Source organism: Nonomuraea sp. H19 (assembly GCF_052068215.1).
Classification (GTDB): domain Bacteria; phylum Actinomycetota; class Actinomycetes; order Streptosporangiales; family Streptosporangiaceae; genus Nonomuraea.
The window spans coordinates 392,444-412,035 of the sequence record NZ_JBQHCV010000002.1; the positions used below are offsets into that span (position 1 = coordinate 392,444).

General features: G+C 64.8%; 22 protein-coding genes, 1 tRNA gene and 1 pseudogene. 17 read left to right on the forward strand and 7 right to left on the reverse strand.

Annotated elements, in window-relative coordinates; translation table 11 throughout:
* Window positions 1-378 precede the first annotated feature (378 nt).
* From ACTMTI_RS05480 to ACTMTI_RS05505, 6 genes are all read left to right on the forward strand, one after another.
* On the forward strand, window positions 379-3,852 hold the full coding sequence (locus ACTMTI_RS05480) for a WD40 repeat domain-containing serine/threonine protein kinase (RefSeq protein WP_441118501.1): 3,474 nt from the start codon (window positions 379-381) through the stop codon (window positions 3,850-3,852).
* A gap of 343 nt (window positions 3,853-4,195) precedes the next feature.
* Window positions 4,196-4,567 (forward strand): replication initiator, encoded by a 372-nt coding sequence (locus tag ACTMTI_RS05485; protein WP_441118502.1) that lies wholly within the window; start codon window positions 4,196-4,198, stop codon window positions 4,565-4,567.
* Between the two features lie 113 nt (window positions 4,568-4,680).
* On the forward strand, window positions 4,681-5,001 hold the full coding sequence (locus ACTMTI_RS05490; RefSeq protein ID WP_441118503.1) for a type II toxin-antitoxin system Phd/YefM family antitoxin: 321 nt from the start codon (window positions 4,681-4,683) through the stop codon (window positions 4,999-5,001).
* Window positions 4,998-5,408, forward strand: a complete 411-nt coding sequence (locus ACTMTI_RS05495) for a type II toxin-antitoxin system VapC family toxin (RefSeq protein ID WP_441118504.1) — start codon at window positions 4,998-5,000, stop codon at window positions 5,406-5,408. The genes ACTMTI_RS05490 and ACTMTI_RS05495 overlap by 4 nt, the downstream gene beginning before the upstream one ends.
* Window positions 5,409-5,804: 396 nt before the next feature.
* Entirely contained in the window at window positions 5,805-6,359 is a 555-nt protein-coding gene (locus ACTMTI_RS05500) for a hypothetical protein (protein ID WP_441118505.1), read from the forward strand.
* A gap of 282 nt (window positions 6,360-6,641) precedes the next feature.
* A complete protein-coding gene (locus ACTMTI_RS05505) occupies window positions 6,642-7,523 on the forward strand; it encodes a hypothetical protein (protein WP_441118506.1) in 882 nt (293 codons plus the stop codon).
* Between the two features lie 176 nt (window positions 7,524-7,699).
* Here the strand turns inward: ACTMTI_RS05505 and ACTMTI_RS05510 are convergent, their stop codons facing one another.
* Window positions 7,700-7,843 (reverse strand): hypothetical protein, encoded by a 144-nt coding sequence (locus ACTMTI_RS05510; RefSeq protein WP_441118507.1) that lies wholly within the window; start codon window positions 7,841-7,843, stop codon window positions 7,700-7,702.
* Between the two features lie 64 nt (window positions 7,844-7,907).
* Here ACTMTI_RS05510 and ACTMTI_RS05515 point away from each other — a divergent pair, with 64 nt between their 5' ends.
* From ACTMTI_RS05515 to ACTMTI_RS05530, 4 genes are all read left to right on the forward strand, one after another.
* On the forward strand, window positions 7,908-8,390 hold the full coding sequence (locus ACTMTI_RS05515) for a hypothetical protein (RefSeq protein ID WP_441118508.1): 483 nt from the start codon (window positions 7,908-7,910) through the stop codon (window positions 8,388-8,390).
* A 66-nt stretch (window positions 8,391-8,456) separates the two neighbouring features.
* Entirely contained in the window at window positions 8,457-8,885 is a 429-nt protein-coding gene (locus ACTMTI_RS05520; RefSeq protein ID WP_441118509.1) for a DUF6086 family protein, read from the forward strand.
* Window positions 8,886-8,969: 84 nt separating this feature from the next.
* On the forward strand, window positions 8,970-9,485 hold the full coding sequence (locus ACTMTI_RS05525; protein WP_441118510.1) for a hypothetical protein: 516 nt from the start codon (window positions 8,970-8,972) through the stop codon (window positions 9,483-9,485).
* A gap of 64 nt (window positions 9,486-9,549) precedes the next feature.
* A complete protein-coding gene (locus ACTMTI_RS05530) occupies window positions 9,550-9,984 on the forward strand; it encodes a hypothetical protein (RefSeq protein WP_441118511.1) in 435 nt (144 codons plus the stop codon).
* Between the two features lie 169 nt (window positions 9,985-10,153).
* Here ACTMTI_RS05530 and ACTMTI_RS05535 read toward each other — a convergent pair.
* Window positions 10,154-10,352 (reverse strand): annotated as a pseudogene (locus tag ACTMTI_RS05535) (ISAzo13 family transposase); the annotation flags it as partial.
* Window positions 10,353-10,557: 205 nt separating this feature from the next.
* On the opposite strand from ACTMTI_RS05535, the gene ACTMTI_RS05540 reads away from it, so the two are divergent.
* A complete protein-coding gene (locus ACTMTI_RS05540) occupies window positions 10,558-10,833 on the forward strand; it encodes a hypothetical protein (protein ID WP_441118512.1) in 276 nt (91 codons plus the stop codon).
* A gap of 515 nt (window positions 10,834-11,348) precedes the next feature.
* Here the strand turns inward: ACTMTI_RS05540 and ACTMTI_RS05545 are convergent.
* The 4 genes from ACTMTI_RS05545 to ACTMTI_RS05560 form a co-directional block, all read right to left on the reverse strand.
* Window positions 11,349-12,254, reverse strand: a complete 906-nt coding sequence (locus tag ACTMTI_RS05545) for a S41 family peptidase (RefSeq protein WP_441118513.1) — start codon at window positions 12,252-12,254, stop codon at window positions 11,349-11,351.
* Window positions 12,255-12,276: 22 nt separating this feature from the next.
* Window positions 12,277-12,441, reverse strand: coding sequence for a hypothetical protein (locus ACTMTI_RS05550; protein WP_441118514.1), 165 nt, complete (start codon window positions 12,439-12,441; stop codon window positions 12,277-12,279).
* A gap of 328 nt (window positions 12,442-12,769) precedes the next feature.
* Entirely contained in the window at window positions 12,770-13,153 is a 384-nt protein-coding gene (locus tag ACTMTI_RS05555; protein ID WP_441118515.1) for a hypothetical protein, read from the reverse strand.
* 1,301 nt (window positions 13,154-14,454) lie between these two features.
* Entirely contained in the window at window positions 14,455-15,270 is an 816-nt protein-coding gene (locus ACTMTI_RS05560; protein ID WP_441118516.1) for a class I SAM-dependent methyltransferase, read from the reverse strand.
* Between the two features lie 271 nt (window positions 15,271-15,541).
* On the opposite strand from ACTMTI_RS05560, the gene ACTMTI_RS05565 reads away from it, so the two are divergent.
* The 6 genes from ACTMTI_RS05565 to ACTMTI_RS05590 all read left to right on the forward strand — a co-directional run bounded on the left by ACTMTI_RS05565 (window position 15,542) and on the right by ACTMTI_RS05590 (window position 19,444).
* A complete protein-coding gene (locus tag ACTMTI_RS05565) occupies window positions 15,542-15,748 on the forward strand; it encodes a hypothetical protein (protein WP_441118517.1) in 207 nt (68 codons plus the stop codon).
* Window positions 15,749-16,020: 272 nt separating this feature from the next.
* Window positions 16,021-16,170, forward strand: a complete 150-nt coding sequence (locus ACTMTI_RS05570) for a hypothetical protein (protein ID WP_441118518.1) — start codon at window positions 16,021-16,023, stop codon at window positions 16,168-16,170.
* Between the two features lie 500 nt (window positions 16,171-16,670).
* Entirely contained in the window at window positions 16,671-18,053 is a 1,383-nt protein-coding gene (locus tag ACTMTI_RS05575; protein ID WP_441118519.1) for a replication initiator, read from the forward strand.
* On the forward strand, window positions 18,050-18,250 hold the full coding sequence (locus tag ACTMTI_RS05580; RefSeq protein ID WP_441118520.1) for a helix-turn-helix domain-containing protein: 201 nt from the start codon (window positions 18,050-18,052) through the stop codon (window positions 18,248-18,250). The genes ACTMTI_RS05575 and ACTMTI_RS05580 overlap by 4 nt, the downstream gene beginning before the upstream one ends.
* Window positions 18,250-18,978: a hypothetical protein gene (locus ACTMTI_RS05585; RefSeq protein ID WP_441118521.1), complete on the forward strand. Its 729-nt coding sequence runs from the start codon at window positions 18,250-18,252 to the stop codon at window positions 18,976-18,978. The genes ACTMTI_RS05580 and ACTMTI_RS05585 overlap by 1 nt, the downstream gene beginning before the upstream one ends.
* Window positions 18,950-19,444 (forward strand): tyrosine-type recombinase/integrase, encoded by a 495-nt coding sequence (locus tag ACTMTI_RS05590; protein WP_441118522.1) that lies wholly within the window; start codon window positions 18,950-18,952, stop codon window positions 19,442-19,444. Before ACTMTI_RS05585 ends, ACTMTI_RS05590 begins: the two co-directional genes overlap by 29 nt.
* Before the next feature lie 57 nt (window positions 19,445-19,501).
* On the opposite strand, the gene ACTMTI_RS05595 is transcribed toward ACTMTI_RS05590, so the two are convergent.
* Window positions 19,502-19,577: transfer RNA gene (locus ACTMTI_RS05595), tRNA-Ala, on the reverse strand.
* Window positions 19,578-19,592 lie beyond the last annotated feature (15 nt).

Consider the following 19,592-nt stretch of genomic DNA (forward strand, 5'->3'; position numbering starts at 1 on the left):
GGTGCTTGAGGAGTGGCGCTACGAAGAGGACGAGTAGGTCCTGACCTGCGCGTCCAGCGACACCTCGCCCGGCCTGCTCGCTTTCCCCGGGTCGATGGCCGGCGGGCGAGCAGGTCCTTACCTCAGCCGCTTACGGACCTCAGCGGTTTCGTGATGGTGCGCCACGCGTGGAAGACCTGCCCGGGACAGCCCTTCAGGACCCCATCTGGGAACGCTCCGGCCACACCGTCCGAGGCCGCGACGGCTGCCGCGTCCGGATGGCCACGCCTGAGTGAACATCCGCCTTCACGAAGTTGATTCACTGGGTCGTGGGAGGAGGACGGGGCCAAACCCCCTTAGTGTGACAACTTCCGCGATAAAAATGATATCTAACCCGCCATGGAAGCGCTGAGCGCGGGGGATCCCCAGCGCATCGGGAATTACTGGCTCGCCGGACGGCTCGGTGCGGGCGGGCAGGGAGTCGTGTACGACGCCTACGACGCGGACGGGAACCGGGTCGCGGTCAAGGTGCTGCACGCGGCCGGCGATCCTGCGGTCCGCGACAGGTTCGCGAAGGAGACGACGGCCACGCGGCGGGTGTCGTCGTTCTGCACGGCGCGCGTGCTGGCCGCCGACCTGGACGGGCGCAGGCCGTATTTGGTCTCCGAGTACGTGCCGGGGCCGAGCCTGGGTGCGGCCGTGCGGGGCGGACGTCGGTTCACCGGTGACGACCTGTACCGGCTGGCCACGGCGGTGGCCACCGCGCTGACGGCGATCCACGACGCGGGAGTCGTGCACCGTGACCTCAAACCGGACAATGTGCTGCTCGGTCCCGACGGCCCACGGGTGATCGACTTCGGCATAGCTCGCACGCTCGACATGTCGCTCACCAGGACCGGCGAGGTGTCGGGCACGCCGGCGTACATGGCGCCCGAGGTGTTCATCGGGGAGCGGGCGGGCGCGCCGGCCGACGTGTTCGCGTGGGGCGCGATCATGGTGTTCGCCGCCACGGGGCACGAGCCGTTCGCCGCCGACAACCTGGGCGCCGTCATGCACCGGGTGCTGTCGCACCGACCCGACCTGAGCGCCTTGCCGTCACGCCTGGCCCCCCTGGTCGAGGCGGCCATGGCCAAGGACCCGGCGGCCCGTCCCACGGCCCGCGACCTGCTGCTGGCGCTGGTCAGCGGGAACGGCGCCGACACCAAGGGGCTGCTGGCGGCGGGCAGCAGTACCGCACGGGGCGTGCACGGGTCGGCGCCGCAGGGCGATCCCGCTCTGGGGACGATCGCCGAGGACGCCTACGAGTCGCTGAACCCCGAGGAGCGGGAGGTGGTGGCCGAGGTGTTCCTGCGGCTGGTGGCCGTCGGGGAGGACGGGCACGAGACCGGACGGTCGGCCGGGTATGACGAGCTGTTCGAGGGGCGCCCTGAGCAGGAGTCGGCGGCAATCAAGCGGGTGCTGGACGCGTTCTCGTACGTGATCGTCAGCGGCGACGGCACGGTGTCCCTGTCGCGCCCCGGCCTGCTGCGTGCCTGGCCGAGGCTGCGCATGTGGGTGGACGCCGACCGCGACGGGCTGGCCATGCTGAACAGCGTCAACGCCGCCGCCCGCCACTGGGCCGAGAACGGCAGGCGCGACGCCGACGTGCTCCAGGGCAGCCGCCTGGAGCAGGCGCTGAGCTGGGCCGCGACCGGTCGCCGGAACGTCACGTTGACCCCGTTCGAACGAGAGTTCCTGCGCGCCGGCACCGACCTCACCAGACGGCGGGTCAGGCGCAGGACGCTGACCACGGTCGCGCTGGCCGGGCTGCTGGTGGTGTCGCTCGTGGCCGGCGGGCTGGCTGTCTGGCAGCGCCAGGAGACGGCACGGCAACGCGACATCCTGGCCGCCAAGCAGGCGGCCGCCGAGGCGGACCGGCAGCGGACCATCGACCCGTCCCTGGCGATGCTGCTGAGTGTGGCGGCCTGGCGGATCTCACCGGCGCAGCCGGAGGCCCGCTCCAGCCTGACGGCCTCACTCCAGCAGCATGAGACGGCCGTCTTCCACGACCAGCCGGTCAAGGGCGTGGCACGGCGGGTGCTCAGCCGTGACGGCCGCACGCTGGTCAGCGCCAGCGAAGGCGGGGTCAACGTGTACGACGTGCGCACCGGCAGGCCAACGGCGAGCTGGCCCCAGATGACTCTGAGCGGGACCATCGCCTATCCACCAGCGCTGAGCCGCAGCGGGCGGCTGCTGGCCGAGACCACTACCGAGAGGCTCGGTGTCTGGGACCTGAAGACCGGCAGGAAGCTGCTCGAACGGCCGCTTCCCACATCGACCGAGTTCGGCTACAGCGCCGTGTTCGGCGAGCACGAGACCACGCTCACGGTGCTGTACAGCATGCATGACATCCACTACCTGCTCGACGTCTCGACCGGCAAGCGGTTCGGCAAGGCCGTCTTCGAACTCCGCGGGGAGAAGGCGGTGAGCCATCCGCTCGTGGATCCCACGGGCAGGCGCCTGTTGCTGCCGGGAGACCGCCTCGACCAGATCGCGCTGCCCGGGTGGCGGATGGAGCGGCCGTTCTCCACCTGTGCGGCTCGCCCCAAGGAGGTGGCGTTCAGCCAGGACGGCAAGACGCTCGCCTGCAGCAACGGGACAGACATCGCCCTCGTCGACGCCGCCTCGGGCCGCGCCCTCGGCGACACGATGCTCTGCCGCGCCTGCGGGTCCGACGGCCACTTGCGTTTCAGCCCGGACGGCCGGCACCTCGCCTCCTTCCTGGGAAGGGATGTGCAGGTCTGGGATCTGCACACCCGGAACATGGTGCTCGACTATCGCGCCGAGGGCGATCTGACCGACGTCGCGTTCGACCCCGACGGCAGCACGCTGCGGTACGTCGTGGACGACGCCGTCGTCAGCCTGGACCTGCGGCCGCGCACCCACGCGACGGCCGTGCCGGGATTGACCTACCTCAGTGGCGACGGCAAGTGGGCCGCGATCATAGCCGACAAGCAGCTTCGGATCTGGGACATGGGCGCGGGCAAGGAGACCGGCCGCCTCTCCGTCGATACCGAGAACGAGGAGCCCGCCGACTTCTTCGGAACGAAACTGGCCGTCAAGGACGTCAACGGCAAGGTCACGCTCTGGGACCTGCGTACCCTGGCGAAGCTCTGGTCGGTACGGGTACCCGGGAAGAACGGCATCCCCAGCGACGTGCACTTCACTCCAGACGGGCGGCGGCTCGCGATGACCGTCGTGCACGGGCGGAGCCCGGTGTTCAAGGAAGTGGTGCTCGACGCCGCCGACGGGCACGTGCTGAGCTCGTTCGACACGAAATTCCGAGGCGGGCCTTTCCTGCCGGGCGGCACAGCGTACGTGTCGCCGGATAGCGGCAGGTTCATCGACGTCGGCACCGGCAAGCCGGTAGGCGCCGGGTTCGGGCCCCCGGACGCGCTCGCGATCAGCAGGAGAGGGCTCCTCGCCGCGTACGAGAGCACTACCGGGCGAGTGGAGCTGTGGAATGTCGACGGGCCGGAGGCACTGCGCCCCGCCCTGCCGCGGGCCGCCGACGAAGTCGATTTTCTGGCCTTCTCACCCGACGGCAAGACGCTCGCCACCGCCTCGACGCACGGCCTGCTCCAGCTCTGGGACGTCGAGGCCAGGCGACGGCTCGGCGGGTCCTACCTGCTGCAGGAGGGCCAGCCGTGGTCGCTCGCGTTCAGCGCCGACGGGGCGGCCGTGTACGTCGGGATGGAGAGGGCCGTCCGCGGGGTTCCCGTTGGCGGAGAACGGGTCGCGCAGGAGGTGTGCGCGCGGGTCGGGCGCTCGCTGTCGCCCGCCGAGTGGGAGCGGTACCTGGGCGGAGCGCCGTACCAGAACGTCTGCCCTTAACGGAAGGGGGCGGGCACGGGATGCTCGCCTCAAGCCCTCCGCATGTGAACTGTTCAGCCCTGGCAGTTCTCCCACTTCCTGCGGCCGCCCCAGGCCTCAACGCGGCCGCTCGGGTCGCGGGTCCATCCGGCGTACCGCACGCACTTCCAGGCACCGTCGATGTGCCCGGTCTCGGCGTAGTACTTGTACTTCCCGTCGCCTCTGCCCTCTGGTCTGCTTGGACTTGTCCTGGGCGAGTCAGTGACACTGCGGCGTGCCAGGCTGGATAAGGCGAGCATGCTGAGCGACCTATCACCAAGTGTGGTGGCCGCCCTGCGATCGAGTCCGCTTCGAGGATGATCACTTGCCCGTCTGGCAAGACGGCGTCGGTTACCTCGATCCGATCATGGGTGAAGTCCTGCCGGCGTGGGACCAAGCTTTCGACGAGCTGGACCAGGACGACGCGGCCGAGCCGCTGCATGTGGTCCGCTTCGGAGATCAGGTGGACGTGAAGGGCGTGCTCGCGGGCACTCCGGACGCGGATCAGTGCATCCGCTACCTGTCGAAGTACCTGACCAAGAACCTCGGTGACGCCCTCGACGGGCTTGATCTTCGCCGGACCGGACAACGGGGCGCTGCGCAACACCAACTTCAACCGCCGTGTCTGGGCCAAGGCGCTCCAGCCCCGTTGCTGTACTTCTTTGCTGTACAGCAACCTCTGCGTCGGCCCGGGTAGCGATCTCGCGCCCATCCGGTCGCTCCCCACTCGCTACTGCCCCTTCGGGCTCGATGAGTGTCCAGGCGTGGCACTTGGTAGCACGGCATGGCACAACGCAGTAGACTTCAGATGTGAGCACTCCTGGTCCTGACCGCTCCCATGAGATATCTCAACGCGACCTGCGTAACCGGTCGGCGGAGATCATGGATGGCCTGGAACGTGGGGAGCGATACGCCGTTACCCGCAATGGCCATCACATCGGTGATCTGGTCCCTCTCCGCCGCCGGCGCCGGGCCGTTTCCCGCGCTGAGTTCGCCGCCGTGTCGCGTGGCATGCCCCGACTGGACGACCGTAAATATCGCGAGGACATGGAGCGCCACGTCAACGACGATCTCTACGATCCTTACGATCGCGCATACGGCCGACGCGAATTCACTGAGGACGAGGGATGACCCACGCCCTAGGGCTCCTCGACACCAACATCCTCATCCTGCGCGCCGGCATCGATCCCGACGAGCTCCCCGATGAGATGCTGATCAGCGCCATCACCACAGCGGAGCTCTCGGTCGGCGTCTTGATAGCGACAGGACCGCAGGAACTCGCCCAGCGAATGAAGATCCTGCAGACCGCCGAAGCCGAATTCGACCCGCTTCCCTTCGACGACACTGCTGCCCGCGAGTACGGCCAGTTGTGGACGGCCGTCATCGCCTCAGGGCGCAAACCACGCCCCCGCACCGCAGATCTGATGATTGCCTGTGTGGCAATCGCGAACCGGCTCCCTCTGTACACCTGCAATCCCAAGGATTTCAAAGGTCTGGACCATCTGATTACGGTAGTTCCGGTCACTCGCCCCCAGTGAATGACACAGAGGTGCCTTGTGGCAGCTGTACAAGATCAAAAGGCCGCTTCCCGATCATGGGTAGTGGCCTTTGACCTGCGGTGGAGCCTAGGAGATTCGAACTCCTGACTTCCTGCTTGCAAAACGGTCTGATCTTCAAGCGCAACGGCCTTGACCTGCGCTGAGGACTGTCCGCGAGTGACCGTGGTTGACCGCTGCTGACCGCCCTTAATGGCACGACGATCACGCCCGCCCACCTGCTCACCTCGGCGCGACGCGCACTTCGCCGGCCTGGTCCTCCCGTCCGTCGTCCACCGGCCCGCTCAGCTTGTCCCGGGTACAGGCAGGGCGATGTTCGTCCTTCACAGTCCGGCCTCGTGGTGGACGTGTCTCTCGCCCTGCGGCTAGTGTGCGCTCGTGCCACTGACTGATTCCGAGATCGCCGCCCAGCTCGCGCCCGCTGGGCTGCTCTTCATCCGGCGAGTGGAAGGAGAGGTCCGGCAACCTCAATTGCCAGCGGGACGTTACCCCTCAAGCGCTCGACCCGAGGATGGCCGATTCGACTCTCGGCCGGACGAGATTCCCGATGTCGACGACCTGGACATGCCTGTCAAGGTCAACGCGAGTTGGTTCCGGATGGCGTCGGAGTTCGGCCTCTTCAACGAAGAGCGCGAATTTCTGCTGCTAGTCAACTACGCAGACGAAGAGGACGAGTGGGAGGACCACTACGGATGGGTCCAGGTGCGTCTTCTTGACGAATGGGACCTTGCTGCAAGCGGGGTGGAGCAACTGCGCAGCTGGATCGCCGGGACGTTCACACCTCGTTTCGTTCCGGAGTTCCGCATGGTGTCCCTTGACGGCCAGACGATCATCGAGACCACTGTGTGGGGAAAAGGCACCGTCAGCACCATCGCCATCCGGCCCTCTGCTACCGCTTCTGCCAGCGGTACTGAGGAGACTGCTCGAGGTTAGGCGCAAGATCTTGGTGGCTACTCGGTTGGCCGCCATCCGAACTGCCTACGGCTTTACAGCGCGTGACCGTTCCTGCGCTTACACGGCTTCTGACCTGCGGCGTTTGTATGTCACAGCGCTTGCGCCGCCGTGATCATTACACGCATATTGCACGGCGCCACGCGCACGTCCTGCGGGTTGCACTACCTCATCGAGGGCTGACACTCGAACTGCGTCATAGACAATCGAACCCTCATTCTGTCGGTGCACTGGCTTATGGTGTGCTGCCTGACGGTATCCGTAATGATCGGAGACGAAGACGTGGGCCTGACGACGCCCCCGGCGCCGTTCGACGTGGCGAAGCTCTTTCCCGAACTGGCCGGCCAGAGCAAGATCGCTGTCCGGCTACACCCGCGTCCCGGAGCGCCTTCGCCTACTGATAGTTCCATGGGCGGCCCGCTGCTCTGGCCCATCGGCGACCCTTGGCCGTTCTGCACGTCTCCTGACCACGAAGGCTTCACAGGAGCACAGCCGATCGCGATGGTGCCGATCCTCCAACTCCACGCCCGGGACGTACCCGAGCTGCCGTTCCCGCCGGACACGGACGTCTGCCAGATACTGTGGTGTCCCTTCGTGCACGAGTCCGACTTTCGGCCGGTGGTACGCGTGCTCTGGCGGAAGGCGAGCCTCGTCGCAGAGCCCCTCACCGAGGTTCCGAAGCCCGTGGCCAGCGAGGAAGGACTTCTCCCCCAGCCGTGCGTGCTCTCACCCGAGCGGGTCAAGGAGTATCCGGCCTGGGAGAAGTCGGCAGAGCTGGCCGAGAAAATCAAGGAATGGGAATCGTCGCTGGACGATGCGGAAGATTGGAGTTACTACTACCATCTGTCGGCTGCTCCGGGCACAAAGGTCGGCGGATGGATTGACTGGATCCAATCCCCCGAGACCGTCACATGCGGCCAGGGCCATGAGATGGTGCATCTGCTGACGATCGCCAGTTGGGAGCACGATCCCGGATCCGCGACGAGGTGGGTACCGCTTGAGGAGCGGCACCTCCTCAGCTCAGACTTCGACCCAGAGCAGATGGGTCCCTCCGGACTCATGATCGGCGATGCCGGCGCAGCTTATCTCCTCGTCTGTATGGAGTGCCCTGATCGACCCATCGGCAGCGTCGCCCAGTGGTCGTGAAGTTGCCTGATGGAGTCTCTGACGGTGAAGCGGCAGGCAATCGAATGCCGCGCTACCAGCTTGGAAACTGCATCGAGTACGGCCCGCTGGGGCGCTGGGCTGGGCAAGAAGCCGGTCCTGATAAACCGTGGTTGCCCCCTCGTCACCCCTCTTAATGGCCGCTAATAGCCCGACGATCAGCCCGCGAGCTGGTGTTTCTCGCGCGACGCGCGCATCAGGCCCCCTACCTCAGCCACTGATAGGTTCGCGATGACGAGCAGGCCCTCGGCGATCATCCCGGAGCCGGAAGAGCCCCAGCCGGGGGCAATCAGGGTCGTCACTTGCACGTTTCTTTCCAGAGTGGCCAGGATCGGTCTGTCTCACTCTCACAAGAAGGGATGCATCGTGCGCTTCGAGCTGTCGCCACCATTTGGCGCTGGTCCCGTCCGAATTGGGATGTCACATGCAGATGCACACGCTGCGTTGGAAGCACTTGGGACGCCGGAAGCTTATGGCTCCGGCTGGGTTGTTCACCGGTCCTCTTCTGGCGCCTCCGTGTTCGCATACTTCGACAAGCACCAGGTAGTAGAAGCCATTGAGATCTACACCCCAGTAGCCGGCGCGGATGAGTGGGACCGTGTTCTCTGGGCGGAGTTGGATGTTTTCGCCACACCCGCGGAAGAGTTGGTGACGCAGCTTCGGCAGCGTACAACGGTGATCGAGGAAGAGAACGGACACAGTTACACCTTGCCTGAGCTTCTCTTGGCCTTTTGGCGCTCTATTAAGCCTGAAGCAGAGGACGACCCCGAGGGGAGACAGTTCGAGTCCGTCCTAATAGCTCGGCCGGGTTACTACGATGGACCCGCGGCGATACCCGGGGATGCGTAGGAAGCGGCAACCTTCGGGCCCAACGTCGCAGCCCGAGCGGCGGGCGCCGTGGAACGCGAGGAGAACATGAGCCAGTATTTCCAGGTTGTCGATCAAGTCCTCTGGAACCCCTCAAACGGAGTCGCTGGCCTGTTCATGCGATCTGCTGAGGCTCTTGCCCCCGAGACGGGATTGCCGACGGGGCTCGGCCCTATGGTGAGCGACGAATGCGAGGTTGACCTGGCCGCCTTCGCGGCCTTCGTGAGTGCACTTATCGAGCGCTACGAGCGTTCGAACCATCCCATCCTGCACTCACTCATGGAGGGCTTCATAGCGACGGCCCTCGTTCTCGTCGAGCGCGGCGGAGCAGAACTGCCCGTGTCCAATGCAAACGATGGCGGCTGGAGGGATGTGCAGGTGAGCGAGCATTCCGCGTGGCCGCCAGGTGGCCAGGTACGTGATGTTGAGCGATGGGCGGCCCTTTCGGAGCAGCACGCTCGGGCAATGCCATACTGAGGCTCCTACGACACTCGACCACATGATCAATGGAAGAGCGACACAGGCGCGGAGTACGCCCGGGGCTCAGGTTCCCGGCTGGAGTTGGACAAGGATCATCCAGTTGTCCTCGTCCTTCGTGTAGGTGGCTCGAACCCTGTACTGGCCAGGCTCGAGATCAATAATGAGTCGGTCGTCAGGCTCCAGCTCAGCACCGGGAATGGCGGAGCCGAAGAGCACGACCGTCTGCCCTGTAGGTCGACGTTCAACTTCACGGCGGCCGAGATGGAAGTGCTGAACAGGCTCTCCGACTTCATGGCGGCCCAGGAATCTTCCATGGTGGCTGGTCTGAAGGTGGCCGGTGAGGAGGTGTCGTTCGCCAACCCGATATCACAATTCGGCACCCACGGCGTGTGTGACGACGACCCATGGATCATCCCGGTAAATTTCGAGGACACCGGTGGTGGCGACTTCGGCGATCTGTCCGACTGCCTAGTGAACGACAATGGCAGATGCGCGAGCCGCACGTCCATGCATCCGAACGCCAAGGGCCTGGCAGCCTACACCCAGGTTCTCCAGAACCACCTTGCCGACCCGGCAGTCAATTACACCGGCTGGTAGGCCGTAGGTGTAGAGAAGTTTCCAGCGTACCGCGCAGGCCGGGCCAGCGCGGTACGCTTACGACATGAAGGGCAAGAGGTGGCCCCGGTTATCCACTGTCACTCTGACGTTGTTGTTCGCCTTTGTCTTGGGCATTATCATCCTCCCCTATCTGTTGTACGGAGCGATCATCGAAACCGGCATCGAGACGCGTGCCGAGGAAGCGCTGAGAAGCTATATCCAACGACTCGACCGGCAACTCAAGAAAGATCCTTCGGGAGACTCCTGGCGGCAGACGCGAGGGCCCGGGGTGCTCAAGGCAAGTCGGCCCGACGAAGGTTCGCTGGTGATCTCGACGGCGGTTACCGTTGAGGCGGGGGGCATATTCTTCAACTCGGGATACGAAGTTCGATGTTATGACATCGTCTTCACTAACATTGGAGAAACCGAGCAGGAGCACGATTTGCGAAAAGTGCCGGGATGCCCCCAAGAACTGCGCGGGCCAGGCGTCCCACTTTGAGCCCGTGACGCTCTTCAAGGACAGCGTTCCTGCTCGCGGCGGGAACGTCCGTTGTCGTCTCATGAGCCGTACCCGTCCAGCCTCAGAACTCGCACCTGGAAGGCCCTTCTCCAGATGAGTCATCGCCTCACAAACGCGGCAAGGGCCTCAGCTAAGGGACCGCAGAGAATCAACACGCCGATTTGACCTTGGTGGCGGCCTTGGAGTCTTCGGCAAGAACGCGTGCGTACAGGACCGTAGCGCTACTGGCGGGGTGGGCGCGGGGGTGATGTAATGTTGCGCTGATCGAGCAGCTCGCCGATGTGGTGGGTGGTGCGGTGGACAGTGGTGCGGCTGGTGGCGAACAGTACCGCCAGGGGTTCGAGGGCCTTGGCTTTCTCCCGGTCTCAGCGACTGCCTGGCCAGAACTGCAGGAGAAAGACCTCGGCCTCGTAGTCTTCGCTCCCAACTCGAAGTACTCGACGTCCTCCGGCTCCAGCGCAATCTCACGAGCCGACAGCCTGACCTGCCAGCGCATGTCGCGCGCCCAGGTCAATCTCTAGCGGGCTCGCCACTTCGTCATCATCCTCGAGCGTGGAAGCCCTGCGCTGCCTGCGAATCGCCCGCCGTTCGGCCGTCGACCAGCGCCAGATGAAGGCCCTGATCGTCACCGCCCCCGACGGCCTGCGGGCGCAGCTGCGCGGCCTACCCGCCGGCAAGCTCGTCCACGAGCCCATGGCGGCAAGCACGAACCCGACCACCGACCCGACGGGAACCGTTATGAACTGGCCCATGCCCAGGGCCATGAGCACTGCGAACCGCGCGTGCTCGAAGCCGTCGCCACGTACATATGATCGTGGACTGGGTTAGTTGCTGTGCTACCTCGGCTGAGCGCGTAGCTGTACTTTGCAGCTGTACAAGATCGAAAAGGCCACTTCCTGATCTAGGGAAGTGGCCTTTGAGCTGCGGTGGAGCCTAGGAGATTCGAACTCCTGACTTCCTGCTTGCAAACGAAGTTCAACGCATATTGCATCTGGAGTTGGTCCTGCTCGGATGGGCCGGGGTGTCCAACGTCGTGCGGGAGTGTCTGCAACGGTGCCCAGGCGTTGTCACGCAGTTTGACACTCAACGCTCGCCACGGACCCGGGGCGGACTGGGGCCGGCTGAGTTGAGGAACGAATTTTGGCTCCACCTGACGAAGTCCGCTGGACCCACCGGGGTGAAGCGGATTCATGTCCGGTGAGAACTGGCCCCACCCCGGGGTGCCTGGTTTGAAGCATGAGTTTTGGTACCAACCTCAGCGCGGTCCGGTACCAGACCCGGAGCTCCAGTCGCCTTGATCACGAACGACGTTTGGTACCACCCTGTCGATGAGCTGGACTGCGTCAGCCTGCCAGTCGGGCGAGGGCCAGTGCGTGTGCGTGGTCGAGGGATTCCGCGGCAGCGCAAGGGACGTCCGGCTGCACACCGGTGCCCTCCCAGTTCGCGCCGGAGACGGGGTTGATGGCGCGGCCGGTGGGGACGGTGGCTTCCAGGTGGGGGTGCACGGTCCAGCCCTTGCACGGGTGTGCGCCGCCGCGGGTCTGCTCGCCGACGACAACAGCGCGGCCGAGCTGCTGCAGGTCGTAGGCCAGTTCCTCAGCGGCGGAGAAGGTGCTGTCACTGGACAACACGTACAACGGTTTGCTGCCGCCGAAACGCGCGCCGGGAACGTGCGGCAGACTCCAGGACTGCTCGCTGCGCTCGCCGCTGCGCCAGTACATGGTGTTGAGGTGGGTGCGCTCGTCCAGGAGGTAACTGCAGACGAAGGCGACGGTGTCCGGGTCGCCGCCCCGGTTGTTGCGAAGGTCCACGATCAGCGCCTGGGCGCGGGAGGCCAGGGTGAGCGCGGCGCTCAGCGGTTCGGCGGCCCACTCCAGCGGAAACAGCATCGGCGCCATCTCCACCACGGCGACCCCTCCGTCGAGCAACTCCACCCGGGGCGCACCGCCCAGCGAGGTGTCGAAGTCCCGGCGGATGGAGTCCAGGGTTGCCACGCCCTGCTTGGGGGACACCGGGTCGGCGTGGTGCTTCAGTCTCAGGTGTTTGTCGTCGTTGACGGACTGCAGGTCCGTGGTGACCAGACGGGCGAGTTCCTCGGCACCGTCGACGTCATAGGCGCCCTCGGCGAGGCGTCGTTGTAGCAGGTCGGCGAGCTTCTCGGCTATCTCGGGGAAAACATAGTGCTCGGTCAGCAGTCGGGCTGTCTCGTCGATGACAGGGGCGGGCTGAAGGTTCGTAAGAGTCGTCATGGCAGGGAGTAGAGCACTGCTCTTACGAAAACGTCAAAGACGTGTAGACACCTTCGGTATGCGTGATCAGCCTTCCCAGTTGCCACCTCCTGAGGATGTTCTGGAGATTGGCGCGCCTGAGCAGTTCGCGGCGCTCGCCCACCCGTTGCGTCAGCAGTTGCTCTTCACCCTGGGCCACCAGCGGCACAGCCCGACCACTCCGAAAGCCCGCCCCCCACCTCACCGGCCTTCGGGGCGACGGCCGCTGGGGTGGGGGGCCAAATCTCACTGGTGATCAAGCCATGATCGCCAGTGATGGGTGGAGCCAGAAACCGCCGGTAGGTGGGGCCAGGATTAGCTGGTGAAATCAGCCGGCGCTCTTCGTCCCGAACTCGTGGCGTTGAGGTTGAGTTTCGGCTTTTGTATGCGGATGACGCCATTAGGGCCAGGAACGAGAGTTCCTCGCGCCACGGCACGCTCTATTGCCTGTGAGACGCGCTCTTTCGTGGGCTCTACTGTAGCCATCCGCATACTTCTCACCAGCGTGCTCCGAGTTGGTGGAAGGTCGTGTTGGTCTGGCCGGCGTTACGGAGGATGTAATTGCCTGCCGGCAGGTTGCTACAAGTCCAAGACTGGGCCGGATCCTGCAAGTTGTAGTACAGGTTACAGTCCGTCCACCGCCCATGGTGCTGCAGGTTCCAATGACCTGTACCGGTTCCGTCGGCGTCGACATCGATGCTGATCGTTCCACCGGGGAAGTTGTAGAAGTAGAGGTTACAGATTGGAAATATTTCACCAGGCTCAGCCTGGCAACGCTTCGTGGGATTTGCCGTCGCGGCTGCCGCAGGAGCGGTTGTCACTGCAAGCATACCTAGAACAACGGCAGCGGATGAGAGTACTGATGCGATGGTCTTTCGCATGAAACTCCTATTGATCAGGATTGCTAGTCAGTGTCTTCGGACCTGCTCTTGACGATAAACGAGTCTGCCGTCGCATTACCATTAACCTTACTGCCAAATAGCGCCTGATTCCTGCCACTCCTATTGCTGTGGTGTGGTTTGCAGATGAACTGCGACCTTGCCTGATAACCGGTCCTCGCAGGCGTCAGCTACCTGCAGAGTGGAAGCGGTCGTGAGGGCATCTCCTCGTCGGGCAGGCGTAGCCATACCGGGCCGGACGCGCCAGGGCAAGCCGCCGTTCGCGTGTACATGTGTCCCGGTGAGCTTCCTCGCGCGCTGGTTGTCCTGCTCGCAGGCGGCGGCTTGCCCTGGTGCGGCTGGTCTGGTGTCCCTTGTGGTGCCCGGCGAGGAGATGCCCACAGGGAACCTCCGCCCGACCTGCACATTCGTGTGATCTTGGTCATCTCCGAGGAGGGCCGGGGTTTGGGGCGGAGCCCCATTCCTTCTTTTCATCTTCCCCACGGTCGCGCATTCGCCGCTTCACCTTTGATCGGTGCCTACGAGTGTGAGGGCTTTCGCCATCTTCGTCGTGGGCGTGTTGAGCCGTGCGGGTGGCGTGCCGTGGCCTTCACTGTGGGCGCTGGGTTGGTGAAAGACCTGGGAGGAGAGCGATGCGCTCAAGCCGTACCTGGGCCATCACTACTTGGGTGGTGCCGCTTGCGGCACGCGCGCCGCCGCGGCGGGACCGGCCGGAACGAGCCGAGCCCGCCGCGAGCGAGCGCGCAGGGGCCGGGCTGCCTGATCGACTGTCCTTCGCGGCGGGGTGCGTGTCTGCAAGGCGGGTCCGGTGGTGATGGGCTGGGGAGGCTGACGCTTGGTCCTCCTGGTAGTCATCATCCCGAGCTGGTGGAGGTTAGGTGAGTCTCCGTGCTGCAACACCGTCCCAGCTCCGATGATCCTCCCCCGGACTTCGGTGGAAGCCCTGCGTCTGCATGCTGGCCATTTCTCGATCTTCATCGTTGCGGGGAACGTCCAGCACACGCCTCCCGTCCGTGATCACGGTGTGCCCGCCGCTGCGCGGCGGGCTTGAAGACGTGAGGAAACTTGTAACAGGCTGACCTGGGGCATCAGACCTAGACAGACCTCAGCCATCTCTGTCCTGTCTCGGGACATGCTTGACAGGGGAGTCCTAAGACATGCTAGACACCGGTGCCGTGTTCCAGCGTCTCGTGAGGCGGTGTTCTGCACGTGGCGCGTTTCGGGGGCGGGGAATGACGCTGGTCGATAACGCGACGAGCGTCCGCAGTACTGAGGTCGGCGCGTTAGAACCGGAACCGCACGATGCGGGTGGACCGTCTCATGCCCGGCAGCAGGTTCATGAGGCGGTACATGCGGCGTATGTTCGCGGGTGCCTTGGCCATCAGCACCGGTGAGTCGTACATCGGCGCCTCGTCGACGTATTCGAGCCGCGGGTGCCAATCGGCCAGCGCGGCCGGGTCGTTGAAGCCGCAGTGGAACTGGGCGTCGTATTTGCGCAGCGAAGGGTCCCATTTCGAGGTTCGCCACGCCCAGACCGGTACCGTGTCGAACTGTATTTGGCCGGTGGGGAAGGCGTCGACGACGCCGGTCAGCAGCCGCTGGACGTCGGTCTCGGTCAGGTAGGGCACCAGTCCCTCGGCGATCATCAACACCGGTCGGCCGCGGGGGATGCGTTCCAGCCAGGTCAGGTCGGTAACGCTGGAGTCGATCAGGGTGTAGTGCTCGCGGGGCGGCAGGAATTGTTGCCGCAGTTCGATGACGGACGGGTAGTCCAGGTCGTACCAGTCGACGGTGGCGGGCGGATCGATCCGGTACACCCGGGCGTCGAGGCCGCAGCCCAGGTGCAGCACCACCGCGTCGGGGTGGTCGGCGAGGAAGCTTCGGGCCCAGTCGTCGTGGGCCTTGGCGCGCACCACGGCGGCGAGGCCCATCTGGCTTGTGCCGAATCTGCGGTTGTCGTATTCGGGGTCGAGGCGGCGCATTGCCTGCTCAGCGTATTCGTCGCCGAGGATCGGATCCGGCAGTCGGTTGTCCAGTGCTTTGGCCCTGAGGACGGGGCTGAGGGTCTTCTGCACTCCGACGAGTTCAGTGTCCTTCACGACAGCGACGTTACTCGGCGATACCGCCCTGGCCATCCGACTGCCCGACGACGTCCGCATCGTCCGGCGCACCACGACTCAGGCCGTCCGCAACATCAAAGCCGCGGCCTAACCCAGGGAAGGTGACCTATGTTTTCGAGGGCACCCGTCAAGCATGTCCTGGGACAGAACTGTCAATCATCTCGTGGGACTAGACAGACATCGGGCACCTCTGGCACCTGGGTTATATGAGGCTGACTCCGTCGTGGTGCCGGATGGCGGGTGTTCCCTCGTGGAGGGCGTCAAGGATGCGGACGGCGAAAGCTTCGCTCACCATGTCGCGGATCTCGTCCTCGGATGCCCAATGGAAGTCTGTGACTTCGTCGTTGATCACGAGGTTGCCACCAGCTGCTCTGCAGCGGAAAACGAGGGCAACGACACCACGGATCATGTTCTTGTAGACACCGGCGAGAGCCAAGGGCTCGTCGCTCGCAAGTAGAAAAGCTCAAGGCGGCTACGCGTGAGCTGGACAAAGCTCTGAGGACGGGCACTCGGAAAGAACAAGCACGATGTCACGCAGTGCTTGCCGCGGCCTACCGGAATTCGACGCACGACGAGATCAGCGCCGCCATCCGCGCGTCTTAGCGGCGGACATGTAACGACTCGATTGTAAAAGGGGTGCGCGCCCGCGGAACGGCTCAGCTTGGCCGCTCATACCCGTCCCGCAGGGCGCGCTTCCTTCACCTGCCATCAAGCAAAGGAGATTCCAGTATGAAGCACGAACCCACGATGCGCTGTGTCCGCTGCGGCGGCAAGCGCACGCTGCGTGGCCACATAGACGTTTTCCCCTGCCCGCGCTGCAAGGGCACCGGCCGCCTGTCACTGGAGGACCTCCGTCCCGGGGAGGTGGCGGGGCTATGAGGACGCCGGCGCTGCCGCGGACCACGCCGGACACCTGGCGGTGCGGTCACTGCAAGACGGTCAACTACACCACCGCCATCTTCTGCCGGAGGTGTGGCCAATGAGCACCAAGACAGCGGTCCGCTGCTCCTCCTGCCGCGGCGTCGGCTGGGTGGTGTGCTCGGTCTTTGACCGCAGAAGTGTCCGGGGTTGGCGGCGGTGCGATGAGTGCGACGCAACCGGCTGTGCCCGGTGCAAGAGTTCGGGCGAGGTGGAGGCGGAGCGGTGAGCCGCTACCGGGTCGCGGTGACCGAAACCTACGCCGACGACGTCACGGACAACCCGTGGAGCGTGGATCGGCGCGTCACGACTGCTGAGGGCGCCTCCTGTCAGCGTCCCGTCGAGGTCAAGGCCAACGGTCAGCGTCGGCTCATCGCTTGCGGTTGTCGTCTTCCCGCTGATCGGCAGTGCGATGCCTGCCGTGTCCGCGTCCAGGTTGTCGAGCTAAGGAGGGTTCGAGGGTGAGCACGCCTGCGTTGCTCGCTGAGTGCGTCGGGCCGGTCGTGCGTGACCTGGCCCGGCGCTCTGGCAAGGACCTGTCACGCTGGGTCGAACAGGTCCACCGTCTGGGCGGCTGCACCGAACCGGTCCGTTTGGTGGGCGAGACGATGACGCTCGATGCCGTCTCGGGCGAGATCGTCTGCAGCTACAGCACTGCGGGGGAGCCTCACGGGCAGCTTCTGGTGCGCTGCGGCAACCGGCGCGCCTCCCGTTGCCCCTCCTGCGCCGAGCTGTACCGGCGCGACACCTTCCACCTGATCCGGGCCGGGCTGCTCGGCGGCGCCAAAGGCGTGCCGGCCAGCGTCCGCAGCCATCCGCGGGTGTTCACCACGCTGACCGCGCCTTCGTTCGGGCCGGTGCATCGCGGCCCCGACAAGAACGGCGTCCGGAGGGTGTGCCATCCCCGCCGCAACGGGCTCGCCTGCTTCGAGCGGCACAAGGCCGACGACGACAGGATCGGCCAACCGCTCGACCCCGACTCCTACGACTACGTCGGGCACGTGCTGTGGAACGCGCACGCAGGCGAACTGTGGCGCCGCTTCACCATCTACCTGCGCCGCCACCTGGCCGCCGCCGCAGGGCTGACCCAGACGGCGTTCAACAAGGCAGTGCGGGTCTCATTCGCCAAGGTCGCCGAATACCAAGCCCGCGGCGTGGTCCACTTCCATGCCGTCGTCCGCCTCGATGGCCGCACAAGCGACCCGGCGGATGTGGTTGAGCCGCCGTCGTGGGCCAGCCTGGAACTGCTCGATACCGCGATCGGCTCGGCTGTGGCCGCGGTGCGGCTGAAAGCGCCAGACCTCGGCCAGCCAGCCAAGGAACTGGTCTGGGGCCGCCAGGTCGACGTCAAGCCGATCGAAACCGGTGAGCTCGACGGCCACTTGTCAGAGCAGGCTGTGGCCGCCTACGTCGCCAAATACGCCACCAAAGCTGCCGAGACCTCCGGCACTGTGGATCGCCGTATCCACGCTCATGACCTGTCCCGGCTACACGAGCACGGCGCCAGCACGCACGCCGCGCGTCTGATTCGCACCGCGTGGCGACTGGGCAACCCGCAGGCGCACCCGGAACTGACCGGGCTGCGGCTGCGCAAGTGGGCTCACATGCTCGGCTTCCGCGGACACTTCTCCACCCGATCACGCGCCTACTCCACCACGCTCGGCGCGATCCGGGATGAACGCGCCACCTACCGGCAAACGCAAGACCTGCCTGGTCGTACTGAGATGCGCGAGGAATCCACGCTCGTGCTCGCGCACTGGAGCTTCGCCGGCCAGGGCTATACCGCAGGCGAGTCGCATCTTGCGGCTGTGCTTTCTACGACGGCGAAGGGGGGAAGCCCATGATTGACACGGCTGAGGACATCAGGCTGTATCGAGTCCGAGATGTTGTGAGGCTCCTTGGGCAGAGTCGTTCCTCGGTCTATGAGCTGATTCGCTCGGGTCGGTTGAAGTCGGTCAAGGAGGGGCGGACTCGTCTCGTTACTGCTGCTGCCATCGGCGAGTACATCGCACTGCTTGAGCGAGAGATGGAAGCAAGCTGATGGTCAAGAGGAGAAGTCGCGGAGACGGCGGACTGCATTGGGACGAAAGTAGGCGGCGGTGGATTGCCTCGCTGACGGTGGGTTACACGCCTGCGGGCAAGCGCATCGTCAAGAGGGGAAGTGGTAAGACCAAGACTGAGGCCAAGGACAAGCTCAAAGAGATCGTCAGGGATTACGAAGACGGCCTGGCGATTGCACCGTCCGATTACACCGTGGCTGATGCTGTCATCTACTGGCTGGAACACGGATTGAAGGGGCGAGACGCGAGAACCGTGCAGCTCTATGCCGGGTTTGTTCACCTTCACGTCATTCCGGCGCTTGGTGCGCGCAAGCTTCGAGATCTGTCGGTGGAGGACGTGGACACGTGGTTGGCGAGCAAGGCCACAGTCTTGAGCACACGGACCCTCAAGCTCATCTACTCCGTTCTGAATCGCGCCGTGAAGAACGCCATGAAGCGGGACAAGGTCAAACGAAACATCGTTGACCTATGCGATATCCCGGAAGGGCGGCCTGGTCGTCCATCATGCGCGCTCAGCTTCAAGCAAGCGGCGGCCGTGGTCGAGGCAGCAGAGCAGGCAGAGGTACGCATACGCGCCTACATTTTGCTGTCACTGCTCACCGGCGCGCACAGAGGAAGTACGCGCGCTGACCTGGCCGCATGTGGTGGCGTTCGACGAGAACAGGCGGGCCTGGCTGCCTGTGGGCGAGATCGGATGGGAACATCGTGAGTTCGCGATCTACGTCTGGCGATCAGTCCGCAAGAAGGGCGATACGAAGACCGTGAGGTCGCGTCGCACCCTGAAGATGCCGGCTCGCGTTGTTGAAGCTCTTCGCCTGCTCAGCGAGGCTCAGGACCGGGTACGACTCGCTGCGGGCGACTCGCGGACGGGTATGGGGCTGGTCTTCTGTACTAAGACCGGCACAGCGCTGAGCGCCACAAACGTACGGCGCGACTTCCGAAGGGTGCTGGACCGCGCCGGTCTGACCAGCGCTGAGTGGACGCCTCGCGAGCTAAGGCACAGCTTCGTGTCGCTTCTGTCGGATTCCGGGGTCCCGATTGAGGACATCTCACGACTGGTAGGCCATGCAAACACCGTAGTGACGGAGACGGTCTATCGCTTCCAGCTCCGGCCTGTCCTGCTGGAAGGGGCAGAGGTCATGGACAACATCTTCCCCGCGCGCGGGGACACATAGTCACTCAATTAGTCACGCACCCCCGCCTAGTGATCACTAGCGGGGGTGCGTTCTTACTGGTGGAGCCTAGGAGATTCGAACTCCTGACTTCCTGCTTGCAAAGCAGGCGCTCTGCCAACTGAGCTAAGGCCCCTTCGACGAAGATAGC